Source organism: Roseinatronobacter ekhonensis, from assembly GCF_900499075.1.
In the GTDB taxonomy this organism is placed as follows: domain Bacteria; phylum Pseudomonadota; class Alphaproteobacteria; order Rhodobacterales; family Rhodobacteraceae; genus Roseinatronobacter; species Roseinatronobacter ekhonensis.
The window spans coordinates 1-15,552 of record NZ_UIHC01000055.1 but is presented as its reverse complement, the minus strand read 5'-3'; the positions used below and the strand labels follow the sequence as shown (position 1 = coordinate 15,552).

General features: G+C 60.9%; 15 protein-coding genes, 1 tRNA gene and 1 pseudogene. 6 read left to right on the top strand and 11 right to left on the bottom strand.

Going from position 1 to position 15,552, the window contains the following annotated elements; genetic code table 11:
* Positions 1–127: 127 nt before the first annotated feature.
* Positions 128–316, top strand: a pseudogene (locus tag ROE7235_RS16510) (SOS response-associated peptidase family protein); the annotation flags it as partial.
* 78 nt (positions 317–394) lie between these two features.
* Complete coding sequence (locus ROE7235_RS16505) at positions 395–964, top strand: hypothetical protein (protein ID WP_121096624.1); 570 nt, start codon at positions 395–397, stop codon at positions 962–964.
* Between the two features lie 78 nt (positions 965–1,042).
* Here ROE7235_RS16505 and pgi read toward each other — a convergent pair whose 3' ends face one another.
* From pgi to ROE7235_RS16480, 5 genes are all read right to left on the bottom strand, one after another.
* Positions 1,043–2,653, bottom strand: coding sequence for a glucose-6-phosphate isomerase (gene pgi, locus ROE7235_RS16500; RefSeq protein WP_121096622.1), 1,611 nt, complete (start codon positions 2,651–2,653; stop codon positions 1,043–1,045).
* 75 nt (positions 2,654–2,728) lie between these two features.
* Positions 2,729–3,400 carry a 6-phosphogluconolactonase gene (pgl, locus tag ROE7235_RS16495; protein ID WP_121096620.1) on the bottom strand — a complete coding sequence of 224 codons (672 nt, stop codon included), beginning with the start codon at positions 3,398–3,400 and terminating at the stop codon, positions 2,729–2,731.
* Positions 3,400–4,845: a glucose-6-phosphate dehydrogenase gene (gene zwf / locus ROE7235_RS16490; protein WP_121096618.1), complete on the bottom strand. Its 1,446-nt coding sequence runs from the start codon at positions 4,843–4,845 to the stop codon at positions 3,400–3,402. Before zwf ends, pgl begins: the two co-directional genes overlap by 1 nt.
* Positions 4,846–4,931: 86 nt before the next feature.
* Positions 4,932–5,516: an HNH endonuclease gene (locus tag ROE7235_RS16485; RefSeq protein ID WP_121096630.1), complete on the bottom strand. Its 585-nt coding sequence runs from the start codon at positions 5,514–5,516 to the stop codon at positions 4,932–4,934.
* A gap of 207 nt (positions 5,517–5,723) precedes the next feature.
* Positions 5,724–6,761 carry a LacI family DNA-binding transcriptional regulator gene (locus tag ROE7235_RS16480; RefSeq protein WP_147434247.1) on the bottom strand — a complete coding sequence of 346 codons (1,038 nt, stop codon included), beginning with the start codon at positions 6,759–6,761 and terminating at the stop codon, positions 5,724–5,726.
* A 107-nt stretch (positions 6,762–6,868) separates the two neighbouring features.
* Here ROE7235_RS16480 and ROE7235_RS16475 point away from each other — a divergent pair.
* Positions 6,869–6,945 (top strand) — tRNA-Arg (locus tag ROE7235_RS16475).
* Between the two features lie 71 nt (positions 6,946–7,016).
* Here the strand turns inward: ROE7235_RS16475 and phoU are convergent.
* From phoU to ROE7235_RS16450, 5 genes are all read right to left on the bottom strand, one after another.
* Positions 7,017–7,730 (bottom strand): phosphate signaling complex protein PhoU, encoded by a 714-nt coding sequence (gene phoU / locus ROE7235_RS16470; RefSeq protein ID WP_121096614.1) that lies wholly within the window; start codon positions 7,728–7,730, stop codon positions 7,017–7,019.
* An 11-nt stretch (positions 7,731–7,741) separates the two neighbouring features.
* Positions 7,742–8,539, bottom strand: coding sequence for a phosphate ABC transporter ATP-binding protein PstB (pstB, locus tag ROE7235_RS16465; RefSeq protein ID WP_121096612.1), 798 nt, complete (start codon positions 8,537–8,539; stop codon positions 7,742–7,744).
* Positions 8,540–8,587: 48 nt separating this feature from the next.
* Entirely contained in the window at positions 8,588–9,892 is a 1,305-nt protein-coding gene (pstA, locus tag ROE7235_RS16460; protein ID WP_121096610.1) for a phosphate ABC transporter permease PstA, read from the bottom strand.
* 12 nt (positions 9,893–9,904) lie between these two features.
* Positions 9,905–11,281 (bottom strand): phosphate ABC transporter permease subunit PstC, encoded by a 1,377-nt coding sequence (gene pstC, locus ROE7235_RS16455; protein ID WP_121096608.1) that lies wholly within the window; start codon positions 11,279–11,281, stop codon positions 9,905–9,907.
* Between the two features lie 67 nt (positions 11,282–11,348).
* On the bottom strand, positions 11,349–12,380 hold the full coding sequence (locus ROE7235_RS16450; RefSeq protein WP_121096606.1) for a substrate-binding domain-containing protein: 1,032 nt from the start codon (positions 12,378–12,380) through the stop codon (positions 11,349–11,351).
* Between the two features lie 702 nt (positions 12,381–13,082).
* Between ROE7235_RS16450 and ROE7235_RS16440 the strand changes: the two genes are divergently transcribed.
* From ROE7235_RS16440 to arsH, 3 genes are read left to right on the top strand one after another with little or no spacing between them, the layout of a single operon-like run.
* Complete coding sequence (locus ROE7235_RS16440; protein WP_183073551.1) at positions 13,083–13,424, top strand: ArsR/SmtB family transcription factor; 342 nt, start codon at positions 13,083–13,085, stop codon at positions 13,422–13,424.
* Between the two features lie 3 nt (positions 13,425–13,427).
* On the top strand, positions 13,428–14,447 hold the full coding sequence (gene arsB, locus ROE7235_RS16435; RefSeq protein WP_121096602.1) for an ACR3 family arsenite efflux transporter: 1,020 nt from the start codon (positions 13,428–13,430) through the stop codon (positions 14,445–14,447).
* A complete protein-coding gene (arsH, locus tag ROE7235_RS16430) occupies positions 14,444–15,157 on the top strand; it encodes an arsenical resistance protein ArsH (RefSeq protein WP_121096600.1) in 714 nt (237 codons plus the stop codon). Before arsB ends, arsH begins: the two co-directional genes overlap by 4 nt.
* Positions 15,158–15,274: 117 nt before the next feature.
* Here the strand turns inward: arsH and ROE7235_RS20840 are convergent, their stop codons facing one another.
* Positions 15,275–15,400: a hypothetical protein gene (locus tag ROE7235_RS20840; RefSeq protein WP_281272871.1), complete on the bottom strand. Its 126-nt coding sequence runs from the start codon at positions 15,398–15,400 to the stop codon at positions 15,275–15,277.
* Positions 15,401–15,552: the final 152 nt, after the last annotated feature.

Here is a 15,552-nt window from a genome sequence, read left to right as displayed (position 1 = left end):
TCGTAGAACAGCGCCGGTTGCGCTTCCTGCCTCGGTCCCATCATCGCCGGTCCTCCCCCTCGATTACAGGAATTGAATCAGCAGTTCAGACTTCGATCAAGGAAGAGTTTTTCAACACAATACGCCCATTCATCACCGGATACCGGTGATCCTTGCGCCGCAGGACTGGCCGAAATGGCTGCGCGAGGACGGGCATGGCGCGGCGCCCCTGATGCGGCCCGCCCCGGAAGAGACCCTCCAGTTTTACCGTGTTGGCACGGCGATCAATTCCAATCGCGCCAGCGGAGACGAGCTGATCGACAAGCTGGATGCATAAGCTCCGAAAATCGGACTCGTCAGGATGGCTGCTTTGGCCTTATCATGCGGTAAGCCAGTTTCACCCCGAGAGGTTCCCATGCGCGCGATTTTCCTGACCCTTCCAGCCGCCCTTGCCCTGACCGCCTGTATCGAGGTGGATATGAATGTCGAAGTGTTGGGCGAGGATGAAGCCCGCGTGACCGGATACATGCAGATGCAACGCCAGATGTTCGAGATGTCGGGGCAGGATACATCGTTTTGCGACGAGGATGGCGGCACATTCGTGCTGACTGACACGCATGCCCGCTGCGAGATTGACAAGACCGGAAGCTTTGCAGAGATCCTCGACGATGGGGGCGCAGGCAACCCGCAGGAGATCCAGGCGCAGCTTGTCCATCTGGACAGCAATCGCGTACGCGCGCTGATGCCGCTATCGGCCATGTCCGGACAGATGGACGAAATGGCCAGCGACCCGCAAGCCATGGCCATGGCGCAGCAAATGCTGGCCGGGTTATCGGTCACGTTTTCGGTCAGCGGCGAGAGCATCGACAGCACGACAGGAACCCTGTCAGAGGATGGCACCACCGCAAGCGTCACGCTCGAGCTGGACGACCTGCTGACCCCCGAAGCCCCGCTGCAAGACTTTGAGACAATCGTCCGCTACTAATACCTGTCATCAAAACAGACATGCGACCACTACACTTCAGTGCGGATCGCGCCCCGGCCCACAAGCCGGGGCCTCTCCTCACACGCCCTGCCCGCGCAGATACGCGACCAGCGCCTGCGTGGACCCGTCCTTGCCCGACGCATCCGCGCCGTCCATGACCGGGCCGAGCGCGGTGGCCAGTTCCTTGCCCAGCTCGACACCCCATTGGTCGAAAGAGTTGATGCCTAGGATCACGCCTTCGACAAAGACACGGTGCTCGTATAGCGCCACGATCTGCCCCAGCGTGAACGGCGTCAGCTTGGGATATAGCAGCATGGTCGAGGGGCGATTGCCCGGAAACACCCGGTGGCGCGCCTGCCGGTCCAGTTCCGCCCCGTCCAGCCCCTTGGCGGCCATGATCGCACGCGCCTCCTCCAGCGAGCGTCCTTTCATCAGCGCCTCGGCCTGCGCCAGACAATTGGCGGCCAGCAAGCGGTGTTGGTGCGCCAGATCAGGCTCGTGACCCTGCGCGGCCAGCAGGAACTCACACGGCACAACCCGCGTACCCTGATGGATCAACTGGTAGAACGCGTGCTGGCCATTCGTGCCCGGCTCGCCCCAGACCACCGGGCCGGACTGGCGGCCAAGATCTTCGCCATCCATGCCGACACGCTTGCCGTTGCTCTCCATCTCCAACTGTTGCAGATAGGCGGGCAGCCGTGACAGGCGCTGATCATAGGGCAGCACGGCGCGGGTGGCGTGGCCGCAAAGCTGGTTGTGCCAGATGCCAACCAATGCCAGCATAACGGGCATGTTTTCGGCAAAGGGCGCCTCGACGAAATGCGCATCCATCGCGCGCGCGCCGGCCAGAAACCGCTCGAACCGCACAGCGCCAATCGCGATCATGACCCCAAGGCCGATCGGCCCCCACATCGAATAGCGCCCGCCGACCCAATCGGCGAACCCGAACACCCGTTCTGGCGCGATACCAAAAGCGGCTGTCTTGTCGGCGGCCGTGGACACAGCAGCAAATTGCGCGGTAGGGTCGGTCACTTTCTGCGCCATCCACGCCCGTGCGGTTTCGGCGTTGGTCATCGTCTCGATGGTGGTAAAGGTCTTCGATGCCACGACCACCAGCGTCGTCGCGGGGTCCAGCCGTTCCAGCGTATCGCCGATATGCGCGCCGTCCACGTTCGACACGTAATGCAGGCGCGGCCCGTCATGGAACGGCTCCAGCGCCAGCGTGGCCATTGCGGGTCCCAGGTCCGACCCGCCAATCCCGATATTGACCACATCGGTAATCCGCCCGCCTTGCCCCTGATACGCGCCAGAGCGCACCGCTTCGGAAAAGGCATAGGCGCGCGCGCGTGTCTCGCGCAGGGCGGGCATCACATCGGTATCATCGACCTCGATCACCGCAGCGTCATCCGCGCGCTGTGCAATATGCAGTACCGCACGGCCCTCGGTTTCGTTGATGACTTCGCCCGCGAACATCGCGTCGCGCTTGGCGGCCACGCCCTGCGCCTCGGCCAGCCCGACCAGCAGGTCGCGGCAGTCGGCATCAATGTTGGTCTTGGAATAATCCAGCAGCATCTCGCCCGCGCGAATGCTGAACCCGTTCGCGCGGTCCGGGTCCTGAGTGAACAACTCCAGCATATGCCGCGTGTCGGTCGCGCGCTGATGCTTGGCCAGATCGTTCCATGTGCTCATTGTCTTGGTCCCTCAGCTAATTTCATCTTGCCCCAAATACTCAAAACGGGCGCGAAGCGCCCGTCTTTCTTTCGCTTATTCGGCCCAATGCACCTGCGCATGATCCAGCATCGCGGCAATCGGCGCTTGTTCCGGCGGCAGTTTGCGCGCGTGCTCCAGCGCCGCGCGCTTTTCCGCGCCCGTGATCAGCACATGCACCCGCAATGCCGCGCGCAGCACTGGCAGGGTCAGGGTGATGCGCGGCTCTCCCGCGGCCTCGGCCCGTAGCGCCATCAGGGGTGGCGCGTCGGGCGCCATGGCCTGTGCCAGCTTGTCGGCACCGGGAAACAGGCTTGCGGTATGCATATCCGCGCCCATGCCCAGCAGCAGGACAGAAATCGGCAGATGCGGACGAATACCGTCCGACAGCGCGTCCAACGCGTCTTCGGGCGCGGGTGTGCGGGCATAAAGTGGCACCAGTGTGGCCTCTGCCGCGCGACCTGTCAGCAAGCGGCGGCGCAAAAGCGCGGTGTTGGAACGCGGATTGTCCTCTGGCACCCAGCGTTCGTCATTCAGCATGACCGCCACGCGCGACCAATCCAGATCAGCGCCCGACAGCGTGTCAAAGACCGGCCCCGGCGTGGTTCCGCCCGGCACCGACAATGTCGCGCGGTCCGCGCTGCGCAGGGTTTCGCCAAGCTCTGCGGCAATCCGCTGCGATACCCGCAGCATCATCATGTCGCGGTCGGGGTAGGTGTGAAACTCCATCAGCGCATCTCCCGCCAGCGGCGTCCATCGCGGTGCATCAGCATCATGGACCCTTCCGGCCCTGCCGATGCAGGCTCGTAGGGTTCGGGCACGTCGCCGCGTTGTTCCATCATGTCGATCGCCGGATCGACCCATGCCCAAGCGGCCTCGACCTCGTCGCCGCGCATGAACAAGGTCTGGTTGCCGCGGATCACGTCCATGATCAAGCGTTCATACGCATCGGGAATATCCAGATCATCGCCCAAGGCTTCGGCAAAGCTCATGTCCAGCGCCACGTCCTTCAGGCGCATGCCGCCCGGCCCCGGTTCCTTGATCATCACGCGCAGGTCCATCCCCTCGTCGGGTTGCAGGCGAATGACCAGCATATTCTCGCGCCACTGGTTGGATTCGCCGAAAATGGAATGTGGCGGCTCCTTGAAGGTGACGGCGATCTCGGACGCGCGCGCGCGCAGCCGCTTGCCGGTGCGCAGATAGAATGGCGTGCCCTTCCAGCGCCAGTTCGACACATGCAGCTTCATGGCGACAAAGCTTTCAGTGCGGCTGTCGGGATTGCCGGATTCGGACAGGTAATCATCGCCATCCTTGCCGCGATACTGACCGCGTACGATCTCGGCAGGCGCCACGGGGTCCAACGCGCGAATAACCTTCAGCTTTTCGTCGCGCATGGCATCCGGCTCGAAGCAGTTCGGCGGTTCCATCGCGATCAGGCACAAAAGCTGCATCATGTGGTTTTGCACCATGTCGCGGATCGCGCCAGAGGTGTCATAGTATTCGCCGCGCCCGCCAACGCCCACGGTTTCGGCCACGGTAATCTGCACATGGTCGATATACTGCGCGTTCCAGAGCGGCTCGAACAGGATGTTGGCAAAGCGCACGGCCATCAGGTTCTGAACCGTTTCCTTGCCCAGATAATGGTCGATCCGGTAAATCTGGTCCTCGTGGAAATAACTGGCAAGGCTTTCATTCAGCTTGCGCGCCGTTGCAAGGTCTTTGCCGAAGGGTTTTTCCACCACGATCCGGCTCTCACGGTCAGCAATGCCGCGCTCTTTAAGCCGCTTGGCGATATCGCCAAACAGCGCAGGTGCCACCGAGAAGTAGAAGGCATGCACTTTGCCTGTGCGCATCAGGGCGGCCAGCTCGGGCCAGCCCGCATCGCCACGCGCGTCGATGGTGACATAAGCCAGCATGTCCAGAAAACTCGCGACCGTCTCTGGCTGCACCTCAGGCTGCGGCAGGAACTCTTCAAGCGCCGCGCGCACAAGCTCGCGGAACCCGTCCGCTTCCAGATCGCTTCGGGCCGCGCCAACGATGGTGCAGCCCTCGGGAATCTGCCCTTCCTTCCAGCGCCGATAGAGCCCCGGCAGGATCTTGCGGCGGGCCAGATCGCCCGTCGCCCCGAATATGACCAGATCGAAGCAATCGACCGGAATAACGCGTGCGACCATGTCACAACCTCCGCGATGTTAGCGCTAGCAACGCTTTACCCCGTCACTTGGGGGTGTGTCCAGTGCCAGCATCGGCGCGCGAGGGGTTATGCGTCAAGCTCGGTATCCCAATACAGATAGTCCAGCCAGCTTTCATGCAGATGGTTCGGCGGAAACCTGCGACCCAGATTGCGCAGCAGTTCCGCATCTGGGCGGCGCGGCGTCTGGCGCAGCTTCATCCCGGACTCGCGCAGGGTCTTGGACCCTTTGCGCAGGTTGCAAGGCGCACAGGCCGCAACCACGTTTTCCCAACTGGTCACGCCGCCCAGTTTGCGCGGCACAACATGGTCAAAGGTCAGGTCGTTGCGCGACCCGCAATACTGGCAGGCGAATTCATCGCGCAGGAACAGGTTGAACCGCGTAAAGGCCACGCGCTTGCGCGGCTTGACGAATTCGCGCAGCACCACCACCGAGGGCACCTGAATTTCCATTCGCTGGCTGCGCACCACCTCGTCGTAATGCGCCAGAATATCCACCCGGTCCAGAAACACCGCCTTGATCGCGTCCTGCCAAGGCCACAGCGACAGGGGGTAGTAGGACAATGGCCGGTAGTCTGCATTCAGCACAAGTGCAGGAAAATGCTTCAACGCGACCGGCTCGCGGACAAATTCGGTCCTGAAATCACCATCCATGGTGCCACCCTTCATCTGGCGGCCCCTCGGGGCAAAGACCGCCCCGCTGGGGCCAGCATCGCGCTGCACACGCAGCACGACCGTTAGATTACTATATCTAGGGCAAACAATCTGACAAGCGATTAGAGCGCACCAGATGTCGCAGTTTCGGACCTAGCCCAGAAAAGCGACAGACCCGTGACAACGTTCAAACGCGGCGGGTTTGGATCACGTCGCGCGGCGGATCGTGTCGCCAAGGTTCAGTATGGGGTCGAGTTCTATGCGCTGCGATCCAATCATGCCATCGGTCGGCTTTCCCACAACAATCTGCGCCGCGCGCAGGCCGATGTCGCGGCGGCAGGCATCCGTCGTCGCCAGCCGCAGGCGCAGCCCGTCCAGCAATTCCAGCCCGTTGAACCCTGCAAGGCCCAGACTGCCGGGCACATCCAACCCCTGATCCAGACAGTAGAGCAACCCCCCTGCCCCGATCATATCGTTGGAATAATACAGGAAATCCAGATCGGGGCTGCGTGTGAGCATGGCTTCCGTCATCTCTCGGCCCTTGGCCAGTGACGAGCCACCGGCGTAATCCTCGGTATCGGCCAGCGATATACCCGAGTCTGCCAGCGCTTCATTGAACCCTTCAAGCCGTTTGCGCGCCCGGAAGTCGTCGGGCACCTTGGTGCCCAGAAAGCCAATCTTGCGATACCCCGCGCGCAGAATAGCCTCTGCCATCTCGCGGCCCGCGCGGCGGTGCGAAATCCCCACCACCGAATCAATCGCCTCGCCGTCGATATCCATGATCTCGACCGTCGGAATACCGGCATTGGCCAGCATCGCGCGCGCGGCGTCGGTATGTTCCAACCCTGCCACGATCACACCGGAGGGGCGCCAGGACAGCATCTCGTAAATGACATTCTCTTCGCGCTCTGCCAGATAATCCGTGGCCCCAAACACTGGCTGTAGCCCCGTGCCCTCCAGCCCGGCCGAAATACCGCGCAACACTTCGGGGAACACCATATTCGCCAGCGAGGGGATGATGACGCCGACAAGGTTCACCCGTTGCGACGCAAGGGCCCCTGCGATCTTGTTGGGCACATATCCCAGCGCCTTGGCCGCCGCCAACACCTTGTCGCGCGTCGCGGGCGAGACATCGTCCCGGTTGCGCAACACGCGGCTGACGGTCATTTCGCTGACGCCGCTGGCTTCGGACACATCGCGCAAGGTAAGCGGTCGGGCGGTCTGGGGGGGCAGATATGGGGGCAAACGCGTGGTCCTGTGCAAAGCTTGGGAACAACATGTTAGCGCCCTATTTCGCGGGGGCCAAGTCACCACTTGCACCGGCGGGTCCGGATTGGCACAAGCAGTGCCACGGCCCCGTGGCTCAACTGGATAGAGCAGCCCCCTCCTAAGGGGCAGGTTGCAGGTTCGAATCCTGCCGGGGTCGCCAGCTAGCTAGCGGATATCGGGGTGCCGCACGGGTGTTTGACCAAGCGGTCTGCCCACATTGCGGGCAGGGTTCTACCCGGCTGACGGCGCGGGGGGGGTGGTCAGGTCGGCCTTGGGGCGGTCGTCATCCGGCAACTCGCCAGTCACAAGATAGATCACCTGTTCCGCGATCCCTGTTGCCCGGTCCCCGATACGTTCCAGATGCTTGGCCACAAAATGCAGGTGCATCCCGGCGGTAATGTTGCGCGGGTCTTCCATCATATAGGTCAAAAGCCCGCGAAACAGCGAATTGTAGCTGTGATCGGTCTCCAGATCCGAGGCGATCACGGCGCGGGCCTTGTCGACATCGCGGTCCAGAAATGCCGCAAGCGCGTCGCCCAGCATCTGGCCAACCGATTGCGACATGCGCAGCAACGCACGGTCGGTTCCGGCCAGTTGCGCGTGCGGCCCGAGTTCGGTGCTGCGTTTGGCGATGTTCTTGGCATAGTCGCCGCAGCGTTCCAGATGGGCGCAGATCTCCAGCACCGCAAGCACGAAGCGCAAATCCACCGCGCTCGGCGCGCGCAGTGCGATCAGCTTGATTGTCGCCAAACGTGTGTCAGCTTCCAGACGGTCCAGTGCGTGATCACCGGTTTTCACCTGCGCCGCAAGATCGCGATCACGCTCCAGACAGGCGGTGATGGCGTCGCGCAACGCATCGCGGGCCATGGCCCCGATCTGCGCGACAGAGGTTTCGATCGCCGCAAGATCGCGGTCGAAGCCAGAGACAATGTGTTTGTCGGACATCTGGCGCGACCCTAGCCGATACGTCCCGTCACATAGCGCTCGGTTCGTTCGTCCTTGGGGTTGGTGAAAATCTGGTCGGTTTCGCCGTATTCCACCAGATCCCCAAGGTGGAAAAACGCCGTTTTCTGACTGACGCGGGCGGCCTGCTGCATGGAGTGGGTCACGATCACAACGGTATAGTCCCGGCGCAATTCGTCGATCAGTTCCTCGACCTGCGCAGTTGCAATCGGGTCCAACGCCGAGCAAGGCTCGTCCATCAACAGGACTTCGGGCTCGGTGGCCACGGCGCGGGCGATGCAGAGACGCTGCTGCTGTCCGCCCGACAGGCCCGTGCCCGGCGCGTCCAGACGATCCTTGACCTCGTCCCAGATGGCACCGCGGCGCAGCGCGCGTTCCACGATTACATCCAGATCAGCCTTGTTCTTGGCCAGCCCGTGGATGCGCGGGCCGTAAGCCACGTTGTCATAGATCGACTTGGGAAACGGGTTCGGTTTCTGGAACACCATACCGACCTTGGCACGCAGTTGCACCGGGTCCACGCGCTTGTCGTAGATATCATCGCCGTCAATCCGGATGTCGCCTTCGACGCGGCAAATATCAATCGTGTCATTCATCCGGTTCAGGCAGCGCAGGAAGGTGGATTTCCCGCAGCCCGACGGCCCGATAAACGAGGTGACAGCGCGGTCCACGATGTTCACATCGACATCCTTGATCGCGTGTGTTTCGCCGTAATAGACCTGCACGCCCTTGGCGGTGATCTTGATATCCTGCTGGTCCACATTGGTCGCGGGGTTCGGGGCGTCATACATGACAGAGATTCCTTTGGGTGCCGAGTGATTACTACAGGGCGGATGTGTTTACCATTTGCGCTGAAAGCGTTGGCGCAGAAAAATAGCGATCGCGTTCATGGTGATCAAGAAGCCCAATAGAACAAGGATCGCCGCGGAGGTGCGTGACACAAATCCGCGCTCTGGGCTATCGGCCCAGATGAAAATCTGCGTTGGGAGTGCCGTGGCGCTGTCAAACGGACTGCTGGCGGCAGATGTGATGAAGGCATTCATACCGATCAGCAACAGGGGCGCGGTTTCACCCAAGGCTTGCGCAAGGCCAATGATCGTGCCGGTCAGAATACCGGGCATCGCGAGCGGTAGCACATGCTGGAACACGACCTGGTGTTTCGAAGCCCCGACACCGAGCGCAGCTTCCCGAATGGAGGGCGGCACCGCTTTCAACGACGCGCGCGTTGCAATGATGATCGTTGGCATCGTCATCAATGCCAGTGTCAGGCCGCCCACGAAAGGCGCAGATCGTGGCATTCCAAACCAGCCGATGAATACCGCTAGTGCCAACAGGCCAAAGACGACAGACGGCACGGCGGCCAGGTTGTTGATATTGACCTCGATGAAGTCGCTTACCTTGTTCTTGGGCGCGAATTCCTCAAGGTAGATCGCCGCGCCTATTCCAAGCGGGAACGAGATTACGAAACACGTCAGCAAGACCCAGAACGACCCGACAAGCGCGCCTTTCAACCCGGCGAGTTCTGGAAAGCGCGAATCGGCATTGGTTAGCAGGCCGGTGTTCAACGGCTTCGAGATGAGGCCAAGCTCTGATAGGGTATCGAAATTCTGAATTTCCTCATCTTTCAACCGGCGAAAGTCCTCCGGGGTGTCACGATCAATCAGCCCTTTGTTCAACTGGTCATAGGGGTCTGACGTTGCCACCTTCAAAGAAATCGTCTGTCCGATCAGGCTCGGGTCTTCCACGATCATGTCGCGCAAGGTGAATTGAGCGCCGTTGGACAGGATCGAAGACAGAACCCGCGCTTCGGCACGGTCAGTCATATCACTTTCGGGAAAGTACTGCCCCAAAGAGTCGCTCAAGACATCCCGGAACCCGCCACGTGGAAGGTTTTCTTCGGGGATCTCCTGCGGGTCGACAAAGACATCAAGCTCTACATGGGTTTGTGTAAAGGCTTGATACCCGGTGCTGAACAGAGAGGCCAGCAGGATGAACAGAACCGTCAGCGCAAAGCCGATCGCGGCAATTCCAAACCCCTGAAGGATCATCTGCTTGCGTTTGCGTTTTGCGAGGCCCTTGCGAACGGTATCCATCGTGCCGCCGTGGTGGCCCGCGCCGCGGTATTCTGGTGTAGTGTCAGACATCTGGGCCAACCTTTAGTCGTAAATTTCACGATACTTGCGGACAATCCGCAAGGCGAAGACGTTGATGACCAGCGTTGCGAGGAACAACATCATGCCCAAGGCAAAAGCAGCCAACGTCTTGGGACTATCGAACGCTGTATCGCCGATCAACAATGTCACGATCTGAACCGTCACAGCAGTAACGCTGTCCAGCGGGTTTATCGTCATGCGTGCGATCAGGCCGGCGGCCATCACAACGATCATGGTTTCGCCAATGGCGCGGCTCACGGCCAGCAACACGCCCCCGACAATGCCGGGGATCGCGGCTGGAAACAGCACGTTCATCATCATCTCGCCGCGCGTTGCGCCAAGTGCCAAGGCCCCATCGCGCAGCGATTGCGGAACGGCGGACAACGCGTCATCTGCGAATGACGAGATGAAGGGGATCAGCATGACACCCATCACACCGCCCGCCGCCAGCGCGGTATTGGACGCGACATCCAGCCCAAGGTCCGCCCCCAGCTCGCGAAGTGCGGGCGCAACGACAAGGATGGCGAAGAAGCCGTAAACAACCGTTGGCACGCCTGCGAGGATTTCGAGAATCGGTTTGATCACCGACCGCACGGCGTGCGGCGCGAATTCGTTCAGATAGATCGCCGTCAGCAAGCCCACCGGAACGGCAACAGTCAAGGCGATGGTTGCGATCACGATCGTGCCCAGGAACACCGGCACAGCGCCAAATGCGCCTTCTGCCGCGATCTGGTCTTCACGAATGGGGATTTGCGGTTCCCAGCTTGTGCCGAACAGGAATTCGCTCAAAGGCACCATCTGGAAAAATTTGAACGTCTCATAAGTCAGCGCGAACACGATGCCGATCGTGGTGAAAATGGCGACCGTTGCGCAAAAGATCATCAGGCCGGTGGTGATCTTCTCGACCTGCTGACGCGCCCGGTATTCCGGGGCGACGCGGCTGCGCGCGAAAAGCACAAGCGCCACCGACAAAGCGGCGACGGCCGCGATCAGCAGCCAATCAGACCACGCTTCATACGCAATTAAACGGTCGGCAGCGGCCAGTTTCCAGTCTTCCGGCGTGCCGAAAACGCGACCACCTGCAATGGACCGGATCTCTGCGCCGATCAACTGCACTTCGCCAGTTCCCAGACCGTCAAGCGTGCCGGTTGGAAGGGATGCGAACATCAGGCTCTCGATCACCGCCCCTTCGAAGCCAAGCCAAAGAAGGACGAACGTCAGAACGGGCACGAGGACCAGCAGGGCCGAAAACAGCCCGTGGAACCCGGACAGCGAATGCAGCTTTGTGCCATCAGCGCGAATGGCGCGGGCAGACTGCAAGTTGATCATGTATCCGACGATGGCGGCGACAAGAAGGATCGCGAATGGCAGCATGCCCATGTGAAAAACCTTCGGGTGTCAAAAGGAACCGCCCGGCAGACGCCGGGCGGTAGATTAGTAACCAGTCTTATTCCGGAGCGGACATTTCAACTTGGTTTGCAACGCGCTGGCGCAGTTCTTCGCGGGCCTCTTCCGACAGAACGACCAGACCGCGCTCTTCCAGATAACCACCCGGTGCGAGTGCGTCATCGGACATGTACTCGGCGATGAATTCTTCAAAGCCGGGGATCACGCCGCGATGTGCGTTCTTGATGTAGAAGTAGAGCGGACGCGAGATCGGGTAGTTGTCGCCGATCGTTTCCGGGGTCGGCTCGACGCCGGCGATGGTGACGGGCTTCAGCGTGTCCTGGTTCTCGTAAAGGAAGGAATAGCCGAAGATGCCCATCGCGTCGCTGTTCGCTTGCAGGCGCTGCACGATCAGGTTGTCGTTCTCGCCAGCTTCGATGAACGGGCCGTCGGTGCGCATGCGTGCACAGTTCTCTTCGGCCCAGTCTTCGTCATGGTTCTGCGCGACGTAGTCGAGCTCCATGCAGCCTGCGACCATAGCCAGCTCGACGAAAGCGTCGCGCGTGCCGGAGGTCGGCGGGGGCCCCAGAACCTCGATCTCGACTGCCGGGAAATCGGGGTTGATCTGGTCCCAGGTGGTGTAGGGGTTTTCGATCCACTCACCGTCGACGGGAACCATCGCGGCAAGGCCTTGATAAACTTCGGACAGTTCCATGTCCCAAGCGAAGTCATTGTCGCGTGAGATAGCGATGGTCAGACCGTCGGAACCGATGCGGGCTTCGGTGATGCTGGTCACGCCGCCATCCATGCACAGCTGGAATTCAGAGGCTTTCATAGCGCGCGATGCGCCGGTGATGTCAGCGTAATCTTCGCCGATGCCGCCACAGAAGATCTGCATGCCGCCGCCGGTGCCGGTCGATTCCACGATGGGCGACGGGAAGCCGGTGTTGTTGGCGAACTGTTCTGCAACAGCTTGGGTGTAGGGGAACACGGTGGACGAACCAACGCGGCGCACTTCGTCGCGTGCGACAGCGGCGCCGGCGGTCAGTGCCAGAATGGCAACTGCGGAGGTGGTGAAAGTTAGCTTGGACATGATTACTCCTTAGCATTCGCTTTGGACCGGTCATCCGATCTCGGATTGCGGATAGTGCGATTCTGCTACGCTTCTACGACAGTTGCATGACGGTTTTGTAACACGGTCGCGGATCAGGCCGGGATACCGGGTTGCAGCCACCCCAATGCGTCGGGTTTCTTAAGGCCGGGCTATCACGCCAATCGTATTGAAAAAAAGGTCTTTCGGTGGACTGGTCACGCCCGGAAGGCCGGTATCCAAGACGCGCACCGGCGATTCGACAGATACGGCGCTAGCGAGCGTATCCGTGCCCGAATCGCCCTAGACCTACATGTGGAATGTTCACAACCAGACCATTCAGGGACGTGAGCCAAGACTCATCCCGTCGATGCCGATGTTCAGCGCGGTAATTCTGGTCGCCTTGCTGCTGATCTACGACTTTCCAGCTATTTCACTGTGGGTGCCTCGGTTGTTTTGAAATGCGCCTGCTGATCATCGATTCGAACACATCGCAGAGCGTGACCGCGCGCATATCAAAAGCTGCACACGCCATGGCGCAGTCGTTGGGGACACTGGCTGCAAGCGCAGGTGATGTCAGCGATCCCGGCATTGTCCAGCGCAGGTTAGGCCCGTATCGGACGCAACGCCGCCAGAGGTTTCGCTTGCACCGGGCTTTTCAGAGATATATCGGTATCCGACGATAAACGATATAAGGTTATCCCGATGCTGGACACCCCGCCCGAGACTGCTGATATGCGGATGGCCGCAATGGCCAAGGCATTGAGCCATCCCGCGCGATTGCGCATCTTGCGGCTACTGGCGCGCACGCCGGGCTGCATTGGCGGCGATATCGTGGAGGCGGTCGGTCTTGCGCAATCCACCGTGTCCGAGCACCTGCGCATCCTGAAGGATGCCGGCGTGATCGAGGGGCAGATTGACCCGCCACGGGTTTGCTATTCGCTTTGCCCCGGAGCCTTGCGCCCCCTGTCCGACCTGATCGCCGCGCTGGATGTCATACAACCCGAAACCGGCTGCTGCATCGTGCCGTCCCACCCTGAAGGCTAATTCATGTCTCTGTTTGATCGCTATCTTTCCCTGTGGGTTTTCCTGTGCATCGTCACGGGCATCGCGCTGGCAATGGTGTTGCCCGGCCTCTTTGCGGTGCTTGCCTCGCTTGAATACGCCTCGGTCAATCTGGTTGTTGCCGTGCTGATCTGGGCCATGGTCTACCCGATGATGGTCGCCGTGGACCTGAGCGCGCTGAAAGGCGTGGGGCAGCGGCCTAAGGGACTTGTCATCACCGTCGTCGTGAACTGGCTGGTCAAGCCCTTTACCATGGCCGCGCTGGGTGTGCTGTTCTTCGAGCATGTTTTTGCCGGGCTGATCGATCCGGCAGATGCGGGCCAGTACATTGCCGGGCTGATCCTGCTGGGGGCGGCGCCCTGTACGGCCATGGTGTTCGTCTGGTCGCAATTGACCAAGGGCGACCCGAATTACACGCTGGTGCAGGTGTCGCTGAACGATGTGATCATGGTGTTTGCCTTTGCGCCCATCGTCGCACTTCTGCTGGGCGTGACCGACATTGCTGTACCGTGGGAAACGCTGGTTCTGTCAGTGGTGCTCTATGTTGTGTTGCCGCTTGCGGCAGGCGTGCTGACCCGCGCCCGCCTCTTCCGTTCGGGCGGAGAGGCGGCGGTCTCTGCCTTTACATCAAGGATCAAGCCCGCCTCGATTCTTGGGCTTTTGCTGACGGTCGTGCTGCTTTTCGGGTTTCAGGGCAATGTGATCCTTGAGAACCCGTTTCTGATCGTGCTGCTGGCCACGCCCATCTTGATCCAGTCCTACGGGATATTCGCGATTGCCTATTTCTGGGCATGGCGCTGGCGCGTGCCCCACAAGGTAGCCGCCCCTTGCGCCCTGATCGGCACGTCGAATTTCTTTGAACTGGCGGTGGCCGTTGCAATCGGCCTGTTCGGCCTCAATTCCGGCGCGGCGCTGGTGACGGTTGTGGGGGTGCTGGTGGAAGTGCCGGTCATGCTGTCGCTGGTCTGGTTCGCCAACCGCACGCGCGAAAGGTTCCCGGCATGACAGACACGCCCCAACTGCAGGAGCGCGCTTTTGCACCCATTGATACCGACCGCCTGCTGGCACCGGCACTGTCGGATCATCCGCCGCGCATTCTGATGCTTTACGGGTCATTGCGCGCGCGATCATTCAGCCGCCTCTGCGCAGAGGAAGCGGCGCGTATTCTGACGCGTCTGGGGGCAGAAGTGAGGTTCTTTCACCCTTCCGGCCTGCCGCTTGTCGATGATGGCGTAGATGCCAGCCACCCCAAGGTGCGCGAATTGCGCGACTTGTGCGCGTGGTCCGAAGGTATGGTCTGGTCCAGCCCCGAACGCCACGGCGCCATGACAGGACTGATGAAAACGCAGATCGACTGGATCCCGCTATCCGACGGAGCGGTACGCCCGACGCAGGGCAAGACCTTGGCGGTAATGCAGGTTTCAGGCGGGTCGCAAAGCTTCAATGCGGTGAACCAGATGCGGCTTTTGGGCCGGTGGATGCGGATGCTGACCATCCCCAACCAATCCTCGGTCGCCAAGGCCTTTCTGGAATTCGACGAAGCAGATCGCATGAAGCCCTCGGCCTATTACGACCGCGTGGCCGATGTGATGGAGGAACTGGTCAAGTTCACGTTGCTGACCCGCGACCGCGTGGAATATCTGGTGGACCGCTACTCGGAACGCAAGGAAAGCGCCGCCGAACTGTCGGCGCGGGTCAATCAGTCTTCAATTTGAGCCACCTTTGCGGTTGAGAGCCGCTGGACAGGCTTGCCACGACATCGGCCCGCGCGAAGGCCTGCGGCCCCGGCCTTTGGCGGACCCAGCCCCACCCATCCTGACCGCGCCCACGGCTTAATCCAAACGGTGGCGCGAATAGAAACGTTCGATTTCGCCCGTGGTGGGCGCCTGCCCTGTAAACACCGCCACATAGGCCGGCATCCGGGCAAGGCGCTCCTCTCGGGATTCGACAGTGGCCATGGAGATATATCCAACCTGCGTAAGATATACTCCGAGTCCTGCAGAAGCCGAATTTGTTGACTTGACTGCTGGGTTTGGAACGATTCAGCTATTGCTTATGATCCGCCCTGACTTTCTTTCCTCACCAGCCCGCCTCGAGCTTGAGGCTTGCG

Excerpts from the sequence above, each read along its gene's own strand:
- pstA (WP_121096610.1), bottom strand. The coding sequence starts at position 9,892 with ATGTCTGACACTACACCAGAATACCGCGGCGCGGGCCACCACGGCGGC.
- ROE7235_RS16505 (WP_121096624.1), top strand. The coding sequence starts at position 395 with ATGCGCGCGATTTTCCTGACCCTTCCAGCCGCCCTTGCCCTGACCGCC.
- ROE7235_RS16485 (WP_121096630.1), bottom strand. The coding sequence starts at position 5,516 with ATGGATGGTGATTTCAGGACCGAATTTGTCCGCGAGCCGGTCGCGTTG.
- phoU (WP_121096614.1), bottom strand. The coding sequence starts at position 7,730 with ATGTCCGACAAACACATTGTCTCTGGCTTCGACCGCGATCTTGCGGCG.
- ROE7235_RS16450 (WP_121096606.1), bottom strand. The coding sequence starts at position 12,380 with ATGTCCAAGCTAACTTTCACCACCTCCGCAGTTGCCATTCTGGCACTG.
- ROE7235_RS20840 (WP_281272871.1), bottom strand. The coding sequence starts at position 15,400 with ATGGCCACTGTCGAATCCCGAGAGGAGCGCCTTGCCCGGATGCCGGCC.
- pstB (WP_121096612.1), bottom strand. The coding sequence starts at position 8,539 with ATGTATGACGCCCCGAACCCCGCGACCAATGTGGACCAGCAGGATATC.
- zwf (WP_121096618.1), bottom strand. The coding sequence starts at position 4,845 with ATGGTCGCACGCGTTATTCCGGTCGATTGCTTCGATCTGGTCATATTC.
- pgl (WP_121096620.1), bottom strand. The coding sequence starts at position 3,400 with ATGGAGTTTCACACCTACCCCGACCGCGACATGATGATGCTGCGGGTA.
- pstC (WP_121096608.1), bottom strand. The coding sequence starts at position 11,281 with ATGGGCATGCTGCCATTCGCGATCCTTCTTGTCGCCGCCATCGTCGGA.
- arsH (WP_121096600.1), top strand. The coding sequence starts at position 14,444 with ATGACAGACACGCCCCAACTGCAGGAGCGCGCTTTTGCACCCATTGAT.
- ROE7235_RS16440 (WP_183073551.1), top strand. The coding sequence starts at position 13,083 with ATGCTGGACACCCCGCCCGAGACTGCTGATATGCGGATGGCCGCAATG.
- arsB (WP_121096602.1), top strand. The coding sequence starts at position 13,428 with ATGTCTCTGTTTGATCGCTATCTTTCCCTGTGGGTTTTCCTGTGCATC.
- pgi (WP_121096622.1), bottom strand. The coding sequence starts at position 2,653 with ATGAGCACATGGAACGATCTGGCCAAGCATCAGCGCGCGACCGACACG.